Source organism: Agrobacterium sp. OT33, from assembly GCF_017313365.1.
Taxonomy (GTDB): Bacteria; Pseudomonadota; Alphaproteobacteria; order Rhizobiales; family Rhizobiaceae; genus Agrobacterium; species Agrobacterium rhizogenes_A.
In genome coordinates, this window is record NZ_JAFLMZ010000008.1 from 197,536 (window position 1) to 217,163 (window position 19,628).

At 60.7% G+C, this 19,628-nt stretch carries 18 protein-coding genes; 3 read left to right on the forward strand and 15 right to left on the reverse strand.

Annotated elements, in window-relative coordinates:
• Positions 1–70 precede the first annotated feature (70 nt).
• Both tagF and JZX88_RS19465 read left to right on the forward strand, forming a co-directional pair.
• Positions 71–1,483, forward strand: a complete 1,413-nt coding sequence (tagF, locus tag JZX88_RS19460) for a type VI secretion system-associated protein TagF (protein WP_206914494.1) — start codon at positions 71–73, stop codon at positions 1,481–1,483.
• Positions 1,470–2,375 carry a protein kinase gene (locus JZX88_RS19465; protein WP_371741197.1) on the forward strand — a complete coding sequence of 302 codons (906 nt, stop codon included), beginning with the start codon at positions 1,470–1,472 and terminating at the stop codon, positions 2,373–2,375. The genes tagF and JZX88_RS19465 overlap by 14 nt, the downstream gene beginning before the upstream one ends.
• A 9-nt stretch (positions 2,376–2,384) precedes the next feature.
• On the opposite strand, the gene JZX88_RS19470 is transcribed toward JZX88_RS19465, so the two are convergent.
• Positions 2,385–3,518 carry a polysaccharide biosynthesis/export family protein gene (locus JZX88_RS19470; RefSeq protein WP_065117860.1) on the reverse strand — a complete coding sequence of 378 codons (1,134 nt, stop codon included), beginning with the start codon at positions 3,516–3,518 and terminating at the stop codon, positions 2,385–2,387.
• Positions 3,519–3,783: 265 nt separating this feature from the next.
• Between JZX88_RS19470 and JZX88_RS19475 the strand changes: the two genes are divergently transcribed.
• Positions 3,784–4,080, forward strand: coding sequence for a PRC-barrel domain-containing protein (locus tag JZX88_RS19475; protein ID WP_003522015.1), 297 nt, complete (start codon positions 3,784–3,786; stop codon positions 4,078–4,080).
• 108 nt (positions 4,081–4,188) lie between these two features.
• Here the strand turns inward: JZX88_RS19475 and JZX88_RS19480 are convergent, their stop codons facing one another.
• The 14 genes from JZX88_RS19480 to JZX88_RS19545 form a co-directional block, all read right to left on the reverse strand.
• Positions 4,189–4,914: an SDR family oxidoreductase gene (locus tag JZX88_RS19480; RefSeq protein WP_065117861.1), complete on the reverse strand. Its 726-nt coding sequence runs from the start codon at positions 4,912–4,914 to the stop codon at positions 4,189–4,191.
• Between the two features lie 57 nt (positions 4,915–4,971).
• The gene (locus tag JZX88_RS19485) at positions 4,972–6,582 is read right to left on the reverse strand and encodes an FGGY-family carbohydrate kinase (RefSeq protein ID WP_206914496.1); all 1,611 of its coding nucleotides are present in this window, start codon (positions 6,580–6,582) and stop codon (positions 4,972–4,974) included.
• A gap of 90 nt (positions 6,583–6,672) precedes the next feature.
• On the reverse strand, positions 6,673–7,404 hold the full coding sequence (locus tag JZX88_RS19490) for an SDR family oxidoreductase (RefSeq protein WP_206914497.1): 732 nt from the start codon (positions 7,402–7,404) through the stop codon (positions 6,673–6,675).
• A 39-nt stretch (positions 7,405–7,443) separates the two neighbouring features.
• Positions 7,444–8,421 (reverse strand): ABC transporter permease, encoded by a 978-nt coding sequence (locus JZX88_RS19495; protein ID WP_065117864.1) that lies wholly within the window; start codon positions 8,419–8,421, stop codon positions 7,444–7,446.
• Complete coding sequence (locus tag JZX88_RS19500) at positions 8,411–9,913, reverse strand: sugar ABC transporter ATP-binding protein (RefSeq protein ID WP_206914498.1); 1,503 nt, start codon at positions 9,911–9,913, stop codon at positions 8,411–8,413. Before JZX88_RS19500 ends, JZX88_RS19495 begins: the two co-directional genes overlap by 11 nt.
• Before the next feature lie 71 nt (positions 9,914–9,984).
• Complete coding sequence (locus tag JZX88_RS19505; RefSeq protein WP_110758795.1) at positions 9,985–10,896, reverse strand: ABC transporter substrate-binding protein; 912 nt, start codon at positions 10,894–10,896, stop codon at positions 9,985–9,987.
• A 97-nt stretch (positions 10,897–10,993) separates the two neighbouring features.
• Complete coding sequence (locus JZX88_RS19510; RefSeq protein WP_206914551.1) at positions 10,994–11,878, reverse strand: AraC family transcriptional regulator; 885 nt, start codon at positions 11,876–11,878, stop codon at positions 10,994–10,996.
• Between the two features lie 374 nt (positions 11,879–12,252).
• Positions 12,253–13,305: an NAD(P)-dependent alcohol dehydrogenase gene (locus JZX88_RS19515; RefSeq protein ID WP_174032137.1), complete on the reverse strand. Its 1,053-nt coding sequence runs from the start codon at positions 13,303–13,305 to the stop codon at positions 12,253–12,255.
• A 354-nt stretch (positions 13,306–13,659) separates the two neighbouring features.
• Entirely contained in the window at positions 13,660–14,118 is a 459-nt protein-coding gene (locus JZX88_RS19520) for a DUF1801 domain-containing protein (protein ID WP_206914499.1), read from the reverse strand.
• Positions 14,119–14,383: 265 nt separating this feature from the next.
• On the reverse strand, positions 14,384–15,829 hold the full coding sequence (locus tag JZX88_RS19525) for an FtsX-like permease family protein (RefSeq protein ID WP_206914500.1): 1,446 nt from the start codon (positions 15,827–15,829) through the stop codon (positions 14,384–14,386).
• Positions 15,826–16,515 carry an ABC transporter ATP-binding protein gene (locus JZX88_RS19530; RefSeq protein ID WP_206914501.1) on the reverse strand — a complete coding sequence of 230 codons (690 nt, stop codon included), beginning with the start codon at positions 16,513–16,515 and terminating at the stop codon, positions 15,826–15,828. Before JZX88_RS19530 ends, JZX88_RS19525 begins: the two co-directional genes overlap by 4 nt.
• A 3-nt stretch (positions 16,516–16,518) precedes the next feature.
• Positions 16,519–16,983, reverse strand: a complete 465-nt coding sequence (locus JZX88_RS19535; RefSeq protein ID WP_142858837.1) for a hypothetical protein — start codon at positions 16,981–16,983, stop codon at positions 16,519–16,521.
• A gap of 109 nt (positions 16,984–17,092) precedes the next feature.
• Complete coding sequence (locus JZX88_RS19540; RefSeq protein ID WP_206914502.1) at positions 17,093–18,847, reverse strand: alkaline phosphatase; 1,755 nt, start codon at positions 18,845–18,847, stop codon at positions 17,093–17,095.
• A gap of 173 nt (positions 18,848–19,020) precedes the next feature.
• The gene (locus tag JZX88_RS19545; protein WP_161991810.1) at positions 19,021–19,614 is read right to left on the reverse strand and encodes a TetR/AcrR family transcriptional regulator; all 594 of its coding nucleotides are present in this window, start codon (positions 19,612–19,614) and stop codon (positions 19,021–19,023) included.
• Positions 19,615–19,628: the final 14 nt, after the last annotated feature.

Sequence of the window (19,628 nt, forward strand, 5' to 3'; positions counted from 1 at the left end):
ATATGGATTTTTAACGGAGGGGATTGAAAATGGTAGCGATGACGACAACCTCAGCGGTCGTTTCCGTCTGATGGTCAATCAGGCATCGAGACCCGCGGAAACCGCAGCGGAAAGCGACCGCATCGGTTTCTTCGGCAAGGTACCCAGCCACGGCGATTTCATCTCCGACGGCCTTGAACGGGAATTGATCAGCATCTTTGACGACTGGATGCGATCCGGCCTGCATGTCTGCGCGGATATGTTCTCCGGCCGCTGGCCAGCCATATTCTCATCGTCCCCACCCATACGCTTCATCATTGAAAGGGGCATCTGGGGAAACTGCGCCTATGTGGGCGTGCTGCTGCCCAGCACGGACCGGGTGGGGCGGAAATATCCGCTCGCCATCATCGCCCAGCTCAACAGCTTCCGGAAACATCCAAGAACACTCTATCTGGACGACACCTGGTTCATGGCGGCCGAGGCCCTGGCCGAGACCTCCATGACCGGCGATTTCGAGATTGCGCGCTTCAACGCCGCGGTCAGGAAACTGCGGCTGCCCAAACCCCGGGACGACGACGACGAACCGGAAATGGCGCGCGGCCGGCCACCGACCAGCCTCTGGTGGCATATCGATCCCCTCAGCCGCCGCCCGCGAGGGCTCAAATTCGACGGCAAGCCGAAGGCTTCCGATTTCATGCGCCTGTTCAGCGAAATGGCGGGCAAGAGCGATGAGGGCGGGGCGGGTGCCGCCCGCGCCCATGCGCCGACGCAAGACAGCGCGCCTGCGCAGGCACCTCCGCCAACGCGGCCTGCGCGCTCTGCCGAGCCGCCGTCGCCGGTCATCTATAGCTACGCGACGCACGCGGGAACGCGGCTGTCCCTGAATGCGGATTCGCTGTTCGTTTCAAGAGACCCTGCCCTCTTCGCCATAGCCGACGGACAGGGAGATACACACGGCGCCGTTGAAGCTGCCCGACTGGTCACCAACATTCTGTCCGAGACCCCGGATGCCGACAATCCGGAGATGATGACGCAGAACATTCGGGGAAAGCTCGGCACCGTCAACAGCCTTCTTTTGTCACGGCAGGCCGCAGCCGCAGAAAACAGGCCGGCCGCCAGTGTGGTCATCGCCCACATCAGCGGCGACAGGCTGAGCATCGTCTGGTCCGGCGACGCACGCGCCTACCTTCTGAAAAACGGAACGATGCATCAGCTTTCCCGCGACCACGTCATTGTCGGCATGAAAAAGCAGCTGTCCCAATGCGTCGGTCTCTCCCAGCAGTTCCGGCCGGATATTCTCCATGAGGACTGGGGTCCGCGGGACAGGCTGCTTCTGTGCAGCGCCCCGCTGGTGCAGATCCTGAAAGAGCGGACAATTGCCGAGGTCGTCAGCGGCACGCTTCTCAAGGAATGCGCCGGCGCCCTGATACAGGAAGCGCTGATCGAAAACGCACGCGAGAATATCAGCGCCATCGTGATTGGAAACGGGCGTGAGCAAGGATGAACGACAAGACCGAAATTCCGCTGTTACGCAGGTAAGCGCGAAGTTTTCCGAACTGTGGCGGAGTATTCGCCATGACGGCACGCGGGAAAGGCCCGCCGAAGAACAGAACGACCTGATCGATCAGCTGCGAAATGCGCTGGATCGAAAGGTTTCGCATTTTTCCGCGATAAGACCCACATGGATTGCCGACAGCTTTGCCGTCGAGGGAATTGCCCATGAGAGCGACACGACGCTGCTTTTGAAACTGCGGCACCGTGACCTCGGGTCCCTGCACGCCCTGAAAACCGTGCCGCCGGCATCGGCGGACGATGCGGCGCTGCTGCAAAGACTGCGGGAGGAGGCACAGATCGGGCTTGCCCTGCGCCACCCGTGCCTGGTGGAAACATCCGCCCTGTTGCGATTGCCCGATGGGCGACCGGGGCTTTTGCAGCCATGGCTCCCGTTATCGCTGGCGTCGCAGACCATCGCCCGGCCAATCACCCTACAGGATGCGGTTGTTGTGCTTCGCCGGGTGCTGGAAGGCCTGAACGCCATGCATATGCAGGGATATGTTCATTGCGATGTGACGCCTGCCAATATTCTGCTGCAGGAGGATGGCGTCGCGAGCAGCAGGCTCGGCGATTTCGGCATTGCGCTGGAAATTGGCCAGAAGCACAGGCAACGGGGCATGGCATTTGCCGCCTCGGCCGGCTTTGCAGCACCGGAGCAGATGCAGGGTGCGGCCGCAAACCCAAATCAGGATATTTTCTCAGTCGGACGGCTTGCCTTACGGCTCATCGCAACAATGGAGGCGCACGCAACGGAGAAGCTTTCGCATTTCGCCCGCGCCTGTTGCCTTGATGACCCCGCTTCGCGCCCACAATCGGCAATGGATGCGCTACAGCTTTTGTAGCGCAGCCTGTCAGTTGCCACTGCCGGGTTGAGGAGCGGCAGCCGTCGGCACGCTCTTCTGGAACACGGTCAGCAGCTTTGCCGAATCCACCAGAGGTGCGTTGCTGGCATAAAGCACATCGCCCTTCTGCATCTGGAAGAGCTGCATGAGCGCGATGCTGGACGCATCCCGCATGTTGACGTGATAGATGACCGGCCGCATGCTCGTTGCCGTCGCAACCGGGCCCTTGGCGCCAGAAGCAGTCGCCGCCGGAACCTGAGTGATCTCGTTGCGGAAGACATAGACATTGCGGGCATCGGCGCGATCATCCAGCAGACCACCGGCACGGCCGACGGCCTGCGCCAATGTCAGCTTGCCGGATTCGAACTGGAACTCACCCGCACTCTTGAAGGCGCCAAGCGCCGTGTAGCTGGCGGCATCGCCATCGATCATGACCTGATCATCGGGCGAAAGACGGATATTCTGACGATCTTCCCGCATGACGCGGTCAAGCGGTGCGCTGGCTCTCTGCGAGCCGCGAACGACGGTGACCGTGGCCGCACCCGGGGCAACCGTCGGGCCACCGGCCTGATTGAGCGCGTCGAGCACCCGCTCCTGACGGGCGGTGAGCACGATCTTTCCGGGGGTCTTGACCGCACCGCTGAGCATGACGGCGCTCGTCGGCTTGTCGACGACGGTAACGACCGCCTGCGGATTGACGGCAGAGCCCTTGAGCCCGGCGACGACCTGGGATTGCAGTCCCTCCGGCGTTGAATCCACCACTCTCTGCTTGCCGACGAAAGGAATATTGACCGACCCGCTCTGATCCACGGTGAAGCGGCCGAGGTTAAGGGTCTTGCTTTGCGTCGGGGAGAAAAGCCCGTCCTCGCCCGTGTCCAGCACGGTAATGTCGATCACGTCGCCGCGCCGCAATCTCTGGGCGTTGTAGCCGGTGTTGCGAAGTGCGGTCAGCCCGGGACCGGAGGCGCTCTGCGGACCCGCGGAAACCGTGGCCGCCGGCGCGTTCGCCAGTTCGATGACAGGGATTTTCTCGTTGGTCCGAGGGAAAGTCGCAGACCGGATATTGCCCGCAGTCGGCCCGTCAGATGGTTTTGCACATGCGCTCAGCAGAGCCACCAGCAGAACCGCCCCCAACTTCTTCATCCCTCATCCCCTTGATGATTCAACCTGACGCAGAGATAACATCACGATACGTCACCGCAACAACTTTAACGGTTGCAATTCAGAGAAAGCCCGTTTTCCAGAGAAAAGGTGTGACCATTCCGCAACCTTTTTACAGGCATGCCGCTGGCGACCCCAACAATGCACCGATGAGAAATGACCTGCCTCCGCCAGCCACGACATTCGGATGGAACGGTTCTGCAGTGCGGGAGTTTGATTTCTGCAAACCAAGACAGGAGGAAGAACAATGGACCACACCAATCACGTACGCCTGGTTGAAACGGAACTGACGCCATCGGTGCTTGAAGGGGCGACTGTTTATGGTGCGGACGATCACAAGGTTGGCAAGGTCGACCACGTCCATGGCGTGGGAGCCGGCAGCACCGCGATCATCGATGTCGGCGGTTTTCTCGGCATCGGCGCAAAGCCGGTCGCAGTGCCGCTCAGCGACCTCGATTTCATGCGGGACGAAGACGGCGATGTCCACGCGGTCACGTCATGGACGAAGGATCAGCTGAAGGACATGCCCGAACATCGCCATTGATCCAAAAAAGCGCCCGGCGGTTTGCCGGGCGTTCTTTCGACTTGCAGGCGGCACCTGCGCATCCGCCTACTCTCTCAATGCCTCAGTCCCGAACCTGTCTGCCAAACGTCAAACGGCAAGGAAACCGCCATCCACGGGCAAAACGGCGCCGGAAATCATCTTGCTGTCATCCGAAAGCAGCAGCGCGATGCTCTGCGCCACCTCTTCAGCTTCGGCAAAACGGTTGAGCGGATGGCGAACCATCATCGGCTGGCTCTTGACCGGATCGTTCCAGGCTTCCGCCGCCAGTTCGGTCAGCGTGATCGTCGGGGCAACGGCGTTAACGCGGATACCGTGGGCGCCAAGCTCCTTGGCGAGAACACGGGTTGCGCCTTCCAGCCCGGCCTTCGACGCTGCGTAACACAGGTGATCCTGAAAACCGCGATGGCCGGCAATGGACGTGATGTTGACGATGGCGCCACCGCCACCCTTGGCGACGCGCGCGCGGGCGAATTCCTGGCAGGTGACGAGCGCGGCGCGCAGGTTGATGCCGAGAACGGCCTCATAGCCGGCATCGCTCATGTCGAGCACGCTTTCCAGCACATTGATACCGGCGCTGTTGATCAGGAAATCGCACGGGCCAGCTTCCGCCATGGCGGCACGGGTGGCGGCGACATCGGCAAGATCGACACGGATTGAACGGCCGCCGATTTCGCTTTTCAGGCTGTCAAGATCGGACTGCGTGCGGCTGATCGCCACCACTTCTGCACCGCGTGCGGCCATCAGCTGCGCACAGGCGCGGCCGATGCCTTTGCCTGCACCGGTGATGATGACGGATTTTCCGGAAAACTGCATGGAATCCTCGTTATTTTGCGGCCAATACGGCCGGATGATCTAAACTTGTGACGCGGCTCAGGAATGGCTGGCGGATCGAATGGCGCGCGCCGCATTCTGGAGCGCCAGAAACGCGTCGTACCGCGACTGATGAACCTTCTGAAAAGCAGGATCAGGCGCAGCACAGCTGGCGATCCGCGACATGGCGGGCATCGCCGCCATCAGGTCCGGATAGGTTCCGGCGGCAACCGCGCCAAGCATCGCAGATCCGAGAAGCACCGGCTCTTCGCATTCGGTGAGTTCGACCGGGAGGCCAGTCGCATCGGCCAGCAATTGCCGGGCAAGCGGATGAGCGCCGGCCCCGCCGCTGACACTGATGGTTTCCACCGGCGCGCCGTTGCGGGCCTGCGTTTCGATGATCTGGCGAAGCCCGTAACCGAGGCCGAGAAGCCCCGCGACGTAGAGCGCGACGAGCGAATCCACGCCGGTCTCCATGCCATAACCGGCAATGACCGCGCGGGCATGGGGATCGGCAAACGGGGCACGGTTGCCGAGAAACTCCGGCACCACATGAAAATCCTCGGCGATCTCAGCTGCGGCGGAAGCGGATGCGGCAAGGCTGAGCGCGCGGTCGGCAAGCCACACCGGCAAGGCTTTGCCTTCCTTCTCGGCAAGCACCTTCGCCTCGGCAAAGGCGGGGTGCAACTGCACCAGATAATCGATGGCCGCACCGGCGGCAGACTGGCCGCCCTCATTCAACCAGGCGCCGGGAACCATGGCGGAATAATAGGGCCCCCAGACACCCGGCACAAAGGCAGGTTCGGTGGTGGTCGTCATGGTGCAGGACGAGGTGCCGAAGACATAACCGAGGCATCGCAAGGCATCACCGCCCGCAGCCACCGTGCCAACGCCACCGGCATGGGCATCGATAAGACCCGCCGCAACCGCCGTGCCCGCAACCAGCCCCATGGCTTTTGCCGCCTCTTCGGTCAGGCCGTTACCCAGCGCCGTGCCAGGATGGACCACGCTTTCACCGATGCGACGGAAGCCCTGTTCGGCGAGATCGCCAAGCCCGATGTGGTTGAAATATTCCGCATCCCAGCGGTTTTCATGAGCAAGATAGGTCCACTTACAGGTTACCGTGCAGGCGGAACGATCAAGCGCGCCGGAAGCCTTCCATGTCAGAAAATCCGTCAGGTCGAAGAAATGCTCGGCGCGGGCATAGACATCGGGTCGATTTTCACGAAGCCACAAAAGCTTCGGCGTCTGCATTTCGGGAGAGATGCGGCCGCCGACATATTTCAGGACGGCATGCTCTCCAGCATTGATGCGCTCCGCCTGTTCGACGGCGCGGTGATCCATCCAGACGATGATATCGCGTTCGGGATGATCGGCAGCGCCAACCGGCAGGGTCTCATCATCGGGCCCGCGAACAACGAGCGAGCAGGTCGCGTCAAAACCGATGCCGGCAACTTCGGCTGGATTAATGCCGGCGCGCGAAACGCTTTCGCGCACGCTGTCGCAAACCGCCTGCCACACCTCACCGCTCGACTGTTCGGCAATGCCGCCATCCTCGCGGTGCATGCTGATCGGGCGCTTGGCGGTAGCGAGAAGCTTGCCTGCGACATCGAAGACACCGGCCCGCGCCGAGCCTGTCCCGACATCGACGCCAACAAGGTAGGAAGCCATTTGCGATACTCCTCGGAGCGGATCATCCGGTGCTTGAACGAGATGGAGCGGCTGGACCGGTTCCGATTTCCCCAGCCGCTCCAGAAGTTTTTAAACGCGGTCGAAGTTGGTCGGAAGAACCAGCATGTCGCGGATGGTGACGGTGCGCTTGCGCGTCAGCATGTAGATGACCGCATCGGCCACTTCGCTCGCATCGATAAGGCTACCCGATTCCTTGGCCTTGCGGAGGTTTTCCTCCGGCCAGTCCGCCAGAAGTGCTGAGACGACCGGGCCGGGAGAGACCTGTGCGACGCGCACGCCGTGCGGGATCATCTGGCGGCGCATGCCCTGCACGAAGCTGGTAATCGCCCATTTCGAGCCCGAATAGACCGGCTCCCAATAGGTCGGGAAATGACCGGCGATCGAGCAGGTGACGATGATATCGCCCGTCCTGCGCTCCGACATGTGCGGCACGACGGCCTGCACATTCTTCATCACGGCGTTGACGTTGAGGTTCAGCATCTTGTCGATGGCTTCAGGCGTCGTTTCGGTCAGCTCACCGCCGATATAGGTGCCGGCATTGCAATAGAGGATGTCGATATGATCGACCTTCCCAAGGATTTCCGGGATCATGGCGTTGCAGCTGTCGGCATCCAAAAGGTTGGTAACCTGCGGGATGGCACGGTCACCAAGTTTGGCGGCCAGATCTTTCAAGGCTTTCTCGTTCCAGTCGACCATGACCACGGTTGCGCCCTGTTCCAAGAGCGCTTCTGTTGTGGCAAGCCCGATGCCGGATGCGGCACCGGTGATGACCGCGATCTTGCCTTGCAGCGATTCAGACATTTAATTCTCCTGCGTTTATGAAGATATTTCCGGGCCGGCTCAGCGCCATTCGCGCCCGATATAGATGGCCAGCAGAATGATGCCGCCCTTGATGACATCCTGCAGATAGGGGTTGATGCCCATCAGGTTGAGGCCGTTATTGAGAATGCCGAGCAGCACCGCGCCGATGAGGGTGCCGAGGATGAGACCCCTGCCGCCGGCAATCGCCGTGCCGCCGAGAACGACCGCTGCGATGGCATCCAGTTCGAAGCCGACGCCGGCATTGGGCTGACCGCTCATCAGGCGGCCGGTGAGAATGAGGGCGGCAAGTGCTGCGGTGACACCCGAAATGCCATAGACGGCAAGTTTGACACGCTGGGTCTTCACACCCGAAAGGCGGGCGGCAAGTTCGTTGCCACCGAGTGCATAGACGTGGCGACCAAAAGCCGTGCGCTGCAACAACACCCAGGCAATGGCATAAATCACTACCATGATGATGACCGGTACGGGAACGACACCGACGCGGCCGACGCCGAACCAGGAAATCCAGCTCGGAATGCCGCTGACCGGATAACCGCCGGAATAGATGAGGCCGAGGCCACGTGCCATGCCCATGGTGGCGAGCGTGACGATGATGGCCGGCATCTTACCCCAGGCGACGAGCGCGCCGTTAAAGATGCCGATGCCGAGACCGATGAACAGGCCAGCCGGCAAAGCAACCGCGGGAGACAGGCCGGTATTCACCATAAGCCCGGCCGACAGTGTGCCGACAAGCGCCATGACCGCACCGACCGACAGATCGATGCCGCCGGTGAGGATGACGAAGGTCATGCCGACGGCGAGAATGCCGACGACGGAAACCTGCCGCAGCACGTTCATGATATTGTTGACGCTGAAGAAATTGTCGCTCGCAAGCCCCATCAGGATCGATACGACAATCAGGCCCGCCAGAGGCAGGGCGAGCGGTGAACGCAGCATGGCGCTGAGACTGAAACCGCCCGTTTTCGCGGCAACGCCGGTGTTTGCATCAAGCGACATGTTCAACTCTCCCGGTGGTGGCGTTTGTCATTATTGTTTCTGAATTGATGTCTTCGCCCTCGACCGTGGCGACGATGCCGCCGGAACGGAAGACGCAGACCCTGTCGGACATGCCGATCACTTCCGGCAGCTCCGAGGAGATCATGATGATCGAATAGCCTTTGGCGGCGAATTCGCGCATCAGCGAGTAGATTTCCGCCTTCGCGCCAACGTCGATGCCGCGTGTCGGCTCGTCGAAGATCAGCACGCGCATGTCATGGTTCAGCCAGCGGGCAATGACGATCTTCTGCTGGTTGCCGCCCGATAGCGTGTCGACGCGGGCATAGGGGCCCTGCGCCTTGACCTGCACCTGCGCCATGGCCTTTGTCGTGTGCTCCAGTTCCTTTTTGAGATCGAGGAACCAGTGGGCCTTGCGGTATTTGCGGTAATTATTCAGCGAAATATTCTGCAGTATGGAGAAACTGGTGATCAGCCCCTCCTCCTTGCGGCTCTCCGGAAGCAAGCCGATGCCGCGCATCAGCGCTTCATCAGGCCCGGAAAAACGCGTGTCCACGCCATCGACCTTGATCTTGCGGCGCGAGGCGGAATGCGCGCCCAGCATGGCGAGAACCGTTTCCGTACGGCCCGAGCCGACAAGTCCGGCAAAGCCGAGAATTTCGCCCTTCCGCAGCGCAAACCGCGAGACGGGGCCGCCCTTCTTCAATTGCAGTTCTTCCACTTCGATCACGCTTGCGGCGGAAGGATCGAGCTGCGGTTTCGGCGGGAAGCTGGCTTCAATGCGCCGGCCGACCATCATCTCCACCAGACGGTCATTATCGACCTCCGAAGTCAGGCAGGAGCCGATAAGCTCACCATCGCGCAGAACGGTGATGCGGTCGCAGATCTCGAATATTTCTTCGAGGTGATGCGAAATGAAGATAATCGCCACGCCCTGACGCCGCAGTTCACGCATGACCTTGAACAGATGTTCGGTCTCGGACGGGGTGAGCGTCGCGGTCGGCTCGTCGAGAACGAGAATGCGGGCATCCAGCGACAGTGCCTTGGCAATTTCGACAAATTGCTGCTGGGCAACCGAAAGGCGATGCACCGGCACGTCGAGCGGAACATCCACGGCCAGACGGCTCATGATCTCGGCCGCGCGCTTGCGCATGGCGCCCTTGTTCAAAAGGCGCAGCGGCCCGCGGATTTCGCGGGCAAGAAACATGTTTTCAACGGCATTGAGATAGGGGATCAGGCTGAATTCCTGAAACACGATGCCGACGCCGGCCGCAATCGCCTCGTCATAATTGGCGAAGCGGCGATCCTTGCCGTCAATGCGGATCGTTCCCTCCGATGGCTGCAAAATGCCGCACAGGATCTTCATCAAAGTCGACTTGCCCGCGCCGTTTTCGCCCAGAAGCGCATGCACCTCGCCGGCGCGCGCCTCAAGGTCGACGCCGCGCAGGACTTCGATCTTGCCAAAGCTTTTTCTTATTCCATTCAGTTCCAGCATTTCACCCTCCTCAATGGTCGGGATTTAACCCCGCCCCCATACGAGATGGGGACGGGGCCTGGGAGGAGTTCTTACCAGCTGAACTCGCCGGCGTTTTTGCTGTCGACGACCATAACGTCGATCGGGACTTCCTTCGGCACGACGCGTGCGCCCCACTTCTGGGCAAGCGCCATGGCAAGGCCGACACGGACCTGGTCACGCGGGAACTGCGCGGTGGTTTCGATGAAAGGACCACCATCGGCAATCGCCTTCACCGCTTCCGGAGCACCGTCCACCGAGGTCAGCTTAATGTCCTTGCCGGAACCCTGGATCGCAGCCAGAGCGCCCATTGCACCGCCGTCATTCACCGAGAAAATACCGGCGAGGTTCGGACGCGACTGGATCATGTTTTCAACGACGCCGAGAGCGACGGAGCGGTCCTGACGGCCGTTCTGCGTGTCAACGAGCTTGATCTCGGGGAATTCGGCAAGAGCCGCCTTGCAGCCTTCTACACGCTGCAGGATCGGAACGACCGGAATACCGTCGAGGATCGCGACTTCACCCTTGCCGCCAAGCGCATCGCCGAGATATTTGCACGACTGGTAACCCGCGTCACGGTTTTTCGAGCCGACGAAGGTGTCGACCGGGCCATTGGCATTGGCGTCCACCGCAACGACAGTCACGCCGGCAGCCTTGGCAGCGTGCACGGCGGCTTCGATGCCGGCGCTATCCGTCGGGTTCAGAAGCAGGATGTCGATCTTCTGCTGAAGCATGTCTTCAACGTCGGAAATCTGCTTTGCCACATCGTGGCCGGCATCGGTGACGACGACATCCGCGCCAATGCTTGCGGCGGCTTCCTTCAGGGCTTCCTGCATCGATACGAAATAGGGGTTGTTCAGCTCCTGGAAGGTCATGCCGATCTTCAGCTTTTCCTGCGCCAGCGCCGGAGCGGCCATCATTGCAATTGCGGCTGTTGCCATCAGAAACTTGGATTTCATTTTCATCTCACTATTCCTCCCGTTTGGAAAGTTGGGGCAACAAGTGCCCGTTTCCGGACAGCCCTCTGCCCGAATTGGTAAAAATCGGCGATGTGTCGCTGGTTTAATCCGCCATGACCGCTGCCTTCTGGGCTGCGAATATGGTTCGGAACCTCGACGGCGACATTCCCTTCAGTTTCAGGAAATGCCGGTTGAAATTCGAAAGGTTGGAAAAGCCCACATCGTAGCAGACCTCCGCCACCTTCACGTCCTGATCCGCCAAGAGCATCTGGCAGGCGAGATCAATGCGTAACTGATTGCGATAGCGCACCAGCGTCGTTCCCGTATGACGCTTGAAAGCGCGGGAAAAGGCGCTCGGGCTCTGGCCCACCATGTCGGCCAGATCGATTTCCTCGACCTGCTCCGTCAGATGCTGGCGCAGATGCGACAGAGCGCGGTTGATGCCGCTATCACCAATGCCGGTCAGATCAAGCTCATAACTCAGGCTTGCCAGCACTTCTGAAGACGGCGCATTGACCAGCAGATCGAGAATTTCCCAGAACAGTGCCAGACGGGTCAACCCCTGCGCCTCGATCAGCCGAAGCACCAGCGGGCGAACCCGGTCGCTCGTCTCGTCGTCGAACAGAATGCCGCGGCGGCTGCGATCCAGCAGCGCGCGCACCACATCCATCTCGGCCATGGAGGTGCAGGCATCTTCGATAAAGCTCTCCGGAAACTGGATCACGAGAGAGCGTGTCGGCACGATTTCGTCCGGCTCGATCTCGCTGATCCAGTTCTGGGGGAGATTGGGACCGGTCATGATGAGCTGACCGGGGCCGAAACGACCAACAAAATCACCGACATAGAACGTGCCTGACGTGGCGACAACAAGATGGATTTCGTATTCGGGATGATAATGCCAGCGCACGGTGCGGAACGGATAGCCATGCCGCCAGGCAGCGAAGGATTCGCCCTTGCGGATGTGCACCAGTTCCAGATCGGGCTGCATCATAGTTCCTCCCATCGACACGTCCGCCGCATTTGCGGAGCAAGGCCATTCCTCTTTATGGCTCGTCCAAGGCGTTGATGAGGAGCATATGGCGTGCGGCAGCTGTGCTTCCACATCACGCCGGAGAAATTACCGATACTTTTTTGACTCTTTTTTGTCGATAATTGAATAGTCGCCCAACATGGCTGACCATAAACTCGGCGGTTGCGCCGATTTTTTTGCTCAATTTGGCGTGATGCGCTCAAACAATGCTCAGCCAGAGGCAATATCTGATGATTTTTTGGAGTTCGGCCTGCCTGGTGCCGGCAGGCCGAACTCATACTTTTCCGCAGCATATCTGTCGCTTATGCATCAGCGGCCGGTTTACCCGCCACTTATTGCGGCATCACGATCTGCAGCTTCACGTCCGTTTCCCGCGCCTCCACCGCACGGTCAAAACCGGCGATGCTGTCTTCGAAGGGAATTGTCGCGGAAATCAGTGGCTTAAGGTCGACCTTGCCGGATGCGATGAGGGCGACGGCCCGATCATAGACATTGGCGTAACGGAAAACCGTCTCCACCCGAAGCTCCTTGGCCTGCAGGCCGACAATATCGACCGGAACCGGATCGACCGGCATGCCGACAAGCACGATCGCGCCGCCGGGCCGCGCCAGCTTCGCCATGCCGAGCACGGCGGGTGCAGCCCCCGAGCATTCGAAGACGACATCGCAGCCCCAGCCATCTGTGGCGGCTGCCACGGCCTCGGCAAGATTGCGCTCGCGAATGTTGACGGTCTCGATACCGTCATAAGATGCGATAATATCGAGCTTCGGCTGGGCGAGATCGGCAACGATGACCTTCGCGCAACCGCCGGCAAGAGCCGCCAGCGCCACCATCATGCCGATCGGACCAGCACCCGTGACAACGGCGATATCACCGGGCTGGATGCGGGCTCTGAGTGCCGCCTGCATGCCGATCGCGAAGGGCTCGACCATGGCGCCTTCGGCGAAGGACACATTATCCGGCAGCCTGTAGGTGAAAGCGGCGGGGTGGATGACCTCCGGCGTCAGGCAGCCATGGATCGGCGGCGTCGCCCAGAAGCGAACGGCCGGATCGACGTTATAGATACCGAGCTTCGAAGCGCGCGACGTGGGGTCAGGAATACCCGGCTCCATGCAGACGCGGTCTCCAGCCTTCAGATGGCTCACCTCGGCACCGGTTTCGATCACGGTTCCCGATGCCTCATGGCCCAGCACCATCGGCGCGTTGACGACAAAATGGCCGATCTTGCCATGGGTATAATAATGGACGTCGGAGCCGCAGATGCCGACCGTATGGGTGCGGATGCGCACATCCTTCGGTCCGAGTTCACCGGGCCCGAATTCGTTGGGAATGTCAAAATCCCTGAGCGAGAGTTTGCCTTTTTCTTCCAGCACCAGTGCTTTCATCTCATCCTCCATGGTTTGCGATACGCCTGGCAGCGAATTCACTGGGCATCGGACCGAAAAGTGTATTGCGGTTTTCAGAAAATCCGATGCTCAAGCAAAAACTTGGAACGGCGGGACCGTTTCCGCTTTGTCTCCCGCCATTCCAAGCGTGATGGCGTGCAATTTCGGCAAAAGTAAACAGAAATCCGCCGGATCGGCCGGTTTTTCTTTGCGAAGGAAAAACTGTATCGAGGGGCCTTCAATTTCTCATCACTGGCGCGAGGTCACGGCCTTTCAGCAGAGGGACACAGGGCATGATTCGTCTGCCATTGCCGGGACCCTATTGTCCCCACAAGACCGGCGTGCCTAGCCCTGCTAGAGCTTCTCGCCCGGCAGCCGGCTCGCCTGCTTCACCCAGTCGGCAAACTGCGCTTCATCGAAAATACCCTCGTGGATATCGAGGTAGCGAACCTTCGGATGTTTCGACGTACCGGGTGGCAAAGGCAGCAAGGATGCGCCGTTAAGGAAGGTGACTTTGATATATCTGGTAAAGCAGTGGAGACTGAGGAACCAGATGTCATCCTCCATGCCGTAAAGGGGCGAGTTCCACTTCACCGCCTTGCGCACACCGGGCACCAGGCTTTCAACCAGCGTGTCGATCCGCGCGCCGACTGGGCTTTTCCAGCCCGGCATGGCGGCAATATAGGCCTGCACGGGGGCATCGCCATACCCCTTGGCAATCTGTGGATTGCCGCCCGAAAGGAGCTTCGGTGCCGCGGCGGACGGCTCGGTGTCCACGATTTTTGCAGCTTTATCCGACTTCTTTTCGGCCATGCCGGTCTCCTCCCAGTATCATGCGGCCTCCTGACATTTTCCCGAGCCGCGGTACAAGGCTGCCATAAAAAGCGACCACAGTAAAAAAACTATATTTTATGCACAGCCCTTGCTTCGCCCCCGGCGATGCATATCCGGGGGGAGTATCTGCGGAAAGACCCTCTATTTCCGCATGGCGACTGAAGCGCAGACACGACGGTACCGACCCGCCATGGCTGGCAGGCCAATTCCAGCCACAATGCGGCGACAGTGCCCTATCGCGGCTTCAGGCGCGCAAGGCGGCTGCGGGAGACTGGCGATAGGCAAGGAGGGCCGGTATCGCGGCAAGAACGGCGGCAAAGCCCAGCAGGAAGAGCGCAAGACGCAGATCCTCGCCGGTGAAGCCGACGGGCAGGATCACGCCGCTTCTTGCGGTAAAAAGCTGCGCGCCGATATGGGCTGCACCCAACCCAACCAGAAAACCGATGCCGACACCAAGCGCCACCAGAAAGAAAAGCTCCAGCCAGACGATCGCGAAAACCGAGCCACGGGGCGCCCCGAATGCCCGCAATGCGCCGATCTGCCGACGCCGTTGCCCGATATGGATCACCGTGACCAGCATCAGCGCCGCCGCCACCAACCCTTGCGAGCCGGCCGCGACCGCGCTCAGCACCGTCTTGGCGTCTCCAAGCGTGGCATAAAGACCGGTCAGCACTTCTCCCGGGAAAACACCAAGCGTATTGCCGCTGCGATATTCCTGTCGCAGGCGATAGGCATCGGCAATCGTCTTCGGCTTGACGAGAATGGCCGGCAGACCGGGTAAGCCTTCACCAAAAGTCTCCACGATCGGCGCATCGGGATCGATGCCGCCATGATGATCGGCCTCGGCATGGCCCGAAGAAGCATTGGAGGCAGGCACCTCTTTTTGTCCTTGCTGCGCCCCGGTCTGGACAACGGCATGGTCGTGGCCCGCCTCCCCTTCGGAGTGCGTGTCGCCATCCTCGTGATGCTCCCCATCTTCATGGGCATGATCGTGGGCGTGATCGCGACCATCCGCCTGATGACCGCCGCCATCCGCATCCGCATGGTTTACGCCTTCCGCCTCACCGTGATCATGACCATGGTCCTGGCCGAGACCATGGACGTGCCATACGGCCTGTATCGGCACGAGAATGGCACGATCCCAGGGGGTGCCGGTCGGCTGCAGCCTGCCGACAACCGTATAGGCTATTTCGGTGTGGGTATGACCGCCGGTTTCGGCGGTGCCATGCATCGGCTTGATCTCGGCGCCAAGGGACAGATTGACGGCGGCACCGAGGACGGCTTCGCCTTCCAGCGCGAACATCCTGCCCTCGGTAAAACCGGGTGTCGTGTTGCCGACAAGGCTCGTCGTCGTGCCGACGATGGGATAGCCGGAAAAGGAATCGCCGAAACCGACCGGCGCTGCCCAGGCAACGCGCGGATCAGCGGCAAGTCTGGTGAGGACGGCGCCATCCACGAGCGGCAGGGGTGCCGCCTGCAGGAAGATGGAAGAAAGGACCAGCTGGGTTTCACTGCCGGCCGCACCGACAACGAGATCGAATTTATCGGCAGCGCGGGCGCTGCCAAGACGCAGCGACCGTTCCTGCAGCGTGACCGCCACGCCGAGCGCAGTGGCCAGCGCAACCAGCAGAACCACGACGGCCCCGCCCAGCCACAGGCGACGCAGGTCGGCAAGGATGAAACCGATCATGCCGCGATCTCCTTCCGCTCGGTATCGGCAACGATACGGCCGCCACTCAGGGTCAGACGCCGGTCGAGACGGTCGATAAGATGCTGGTCATGGCTGGCGACAATCAGGGTGCTGCCGGTGTCGGTGGCGACGGATAGAAGCAGGTCGCCGACGGCTTCCCCGCTTTCGAGATCAAGGCTCGCGGTCGGTTCGTCGGCAATGATCACCCCGGGGCTGCGCAGCAGCGCGCGGGCGATGGCAACCCGCTGCATTTCACCGCGTGACATGGTCTCGACGTGCTGACCGGGACGCTTGAGACCGACGGTTGCAAACAGGGATTGCGCACGTTTTATGAGGTCTGCATTTGCTACACGCGACAGGCGGGCCGGCAGCAGGATATTGTCCAGCGCGGAAAGGCCGGGAAAAAGATGAAACTCCTGCATGACGAGGCCGATATTGGCGGCACGCCAGCGATCGCGACGGCTCTCGGACAAATCGGCGATATTCTCGCTCCCCCACACGACATGGCCGACCGCGACGCGCTCAAGGCCGGCGATAATATTGATGAGGGTGCTCTTGCCCGAGCCGGAACCGCCCGTCAGCGCCACACGGCTTCCGGCAGCGATTTCCAGGCGGTCGAGAACGAGAACCGGGGCCGCCAGACCGGGAAAGGACACGGCAAGATTTTCTATCTTCAGAGGCAGCATGTCTCAAACCGTCGCGTATTCTGCCTGGCGGATGCGCAGCAGGCTGACGAAGCCGGTATCCGGATCTGTCCAGGAACCCGTTTCCAGCGTGCCGCGCACTTCAATCGTCTGGCTGGGCTGGGTAAAGGTCTGTTTCTCACCGAGATAGACAACGACGATATTGTCCGGCCAGTCGGAATCGGTGGAGCAGAACGGGCAGATCGACATCGGGATTTCGGTCAGAACGAAAAACTGCGCTTCGGCCTTCAGCGGCGGCGCCATGAAGCCGCGCATGGCGACCTCCTTGCCGTTCAGCTGCTTGACCTTCTCGGAAAACTCCAGCCCGAGCACGCTGACCTTGCCATAAAGTTCATCAAAGGTGAGGTCGCTTTTCGCCTGCGCGCGCGTACCGGCGGCCAGCAGCGGCAGACCGGCAATGAGACCCAGGGTCTGGCGACGGCTGAACCACGCCTGATCAGGCTTGCCCATGACCATTCTCCTTTTTGAAAGGCTTCACATCGTCAGCCATGGCCGGAAATGCGAGGCCGGAAACCGGCAGGGACACACCGCAACGGTGCGCCCCTGCCCCGTTCAGTTATTAGTTGGTCTGCTTTGCGCCGAGCGCGAGGGCTTCTGCGAGACCCTTATAGACATCGCTCTGTTCCATGTAGCCGCGGAAACCTTCGGCGCCCGGACCTTCAGCCTGCAGCACGACATCATCGACCGCATGGACGCCACTGTCCGAGCTCTTCGGAATGATACCGGTGACGAGAACGGCACCGGGAACATCCTTGTACTGTTCGTTGGCGATATATTCCTTCTTTTCGTTCTGGATGGCCGGTGCGAAGGGGCCGTCGAGCTTCGGACGGAAGGTTTCGTAGTGATCCGGGCCGTTATTGGCGTTCAGGAACAGGCGACGCGAGACATCGACCCTGTCCGGATAGCCATCGCCGTCCTTGTCTTCATAGTTCGGGAAGCCGGCTTCGGCATAGGTGCCGACCTTTTCGCGCATGTCCGTGCCGGGCTTGTCATCATCAACGGTGCCGATGATGGAAACACCATGGGTATGGTCACCGGTGACGATGATCAGCGTATCGGGATTCTTGGCCGCAAATTCGCGGGCAACACCGATGGCCTTGTCGAATTCGATCGTGTCGACCACGGCGCGGTCCCAGTCGAGCGGGTGGGACATCTTGTCGACGTTGGCCGCTTCGACCATCAGGAAGAAACCGTCCGGGTTCTTCGACAGGCTGTCGAGCGCAACCTTGGTCATTTCGACGAGACCCGGCTGATCCGGGAACTTGCCCGTGGTGCCCTTCTTCAGGAACTCGCGGTCCAGCGTGGTGTCCATGTTGCCGGTGTGGAACAGGCCGAGGATCTTGCCGGTATTGGTGCCGGCAGCCGTTGCGAGTTCAGCCTTGCTGGTCGCCAGCGTATAGCCCGCTTCCTTGAACAGGGCGATATAGTCCTTGTCGTCCTTGCGCTTGGAACCGGCGGTGGCCTGCGGCAGGAAATAAGCGGAACCGCCGCCGAGAAGCACATCCGGCTTCACGTCGAACAGCATGCCATTGATTTCAGCCTTGTCGCCACGCTTGCGGGTGTGGGCAACGACGGCAGCCGGCGTCGCATCCTGCACTTCGGCGGTGGAGATGATGCCGATCGACTTCTTGGTCTGACGGCGCAGGGCTTCGGCAAGCGTTTCCACCTTGGGATCGTCCAGCGAGGCCGGGGTACGGTCGGCATAAACGCCGATGGCGTTCACGGCGGTCTTGTGACCGGTCATGTAGGCCGACATGGTGTTGGCGCTGTCGGTGGCGACGGCATCGGTGGCGGACGTGCCGATAAAGGCGACCGGCGGCACATCGTCCATGTTGAGACGGCCATTGGCCTTGCCCTGTGTCATGCCCTTGGACATGATGCGGGCGGCCGTGCGATGGGCAACCGACAGACCGTCGGCAATCAGGAAGATGACATTCTTGGCCTTCGCCTGGTCAGGCGTGCCATAGACGGTCCAGGTCACGCTCCTGGTTTCGGAACCGGCCGAAACTTCAACCTTGTAGTCACCGGCATCGGCAAGCGAAACGCCACGCAGGATGACGGCCGAGCCAAGAACCTTGTCCTTGTTCTTTTCTTCGGCAACGAACTCGGCATCCTTGCCGAGCAGAGCCTTGTAATCCTGGCCGTTGACGGTGATCTTGACGTCTTCCGGCTTTACGACAGTGTCGAATTCAGCCTTGAAATCAAACGGTGAGCCGGTCAGGATCGTAGCACGATCAAGCGGATAGACCTCGGCAGCCTGAGCGGCGCCGGCAAGAACGGTCGTAGCGACCAAAGCAGCAACAATTTTGCGCATATTCCCCTCGCAAGACATGTGAAAACCACAGCCTCTCCTAGACCCGCCACATGACAGTTGCATGACTTGCAGACGACCATATCCTGAAAGCGGGCAGCAACGGGAACCCGCCACGGCGCATGCGAGACGCCGATCCCCACCGGCCGAAACATGCCGGCGTCAGCGAAACCGGGTCAGCCTTTCTTGATGCGCAACCCTTCCAGCAAGGTGCGGAAACTCCCGACGGCCCGTTTCGAGGTCATCTCGGGGTCGTCGGAATTCGCGATCCACTGGGCGGCGCTGCTGCTCGCCGCGTTGATGAAACGGGCGCATGCTTCCGGATCGATATCGGCGATCGTGCCTTCCTGCCTGAGCGCCTCAAGGCTTCGCGCAACGGCCGAGATGCAGCCATTGGCATTCGGCCAGCGGGAGGGATCGCCGAGCACCGCCGGTCCGTCGCGGAACATGATCCGCTGGATTTCCGGCTCGAGGGCCATGCGGACATAACCGACATTTTCATCAACGAAACCGTCCCACCGGGTTGCGGCCCTTGAGGAAATCTCACAGAGTCTTTTCGTCATCTCCGCGTCGATTTCGGCCACGACCGCCAGCAGCAGGCCCTTTTTATCACCAAAATGGTGATAGAGCGCACCACGGGTCAGCCCCGCCTCGGCCGTAAAATCGTCCATCGACGCTTCGGCATAACCGATGCTGCCAAATGCCTTGCGGCCGGCGGCCAGAAGCTTCGCCCGTGTCTCGGCGATCATTTCACTGCGGGGTTTGCGCATTTTTTCTCCGTCGT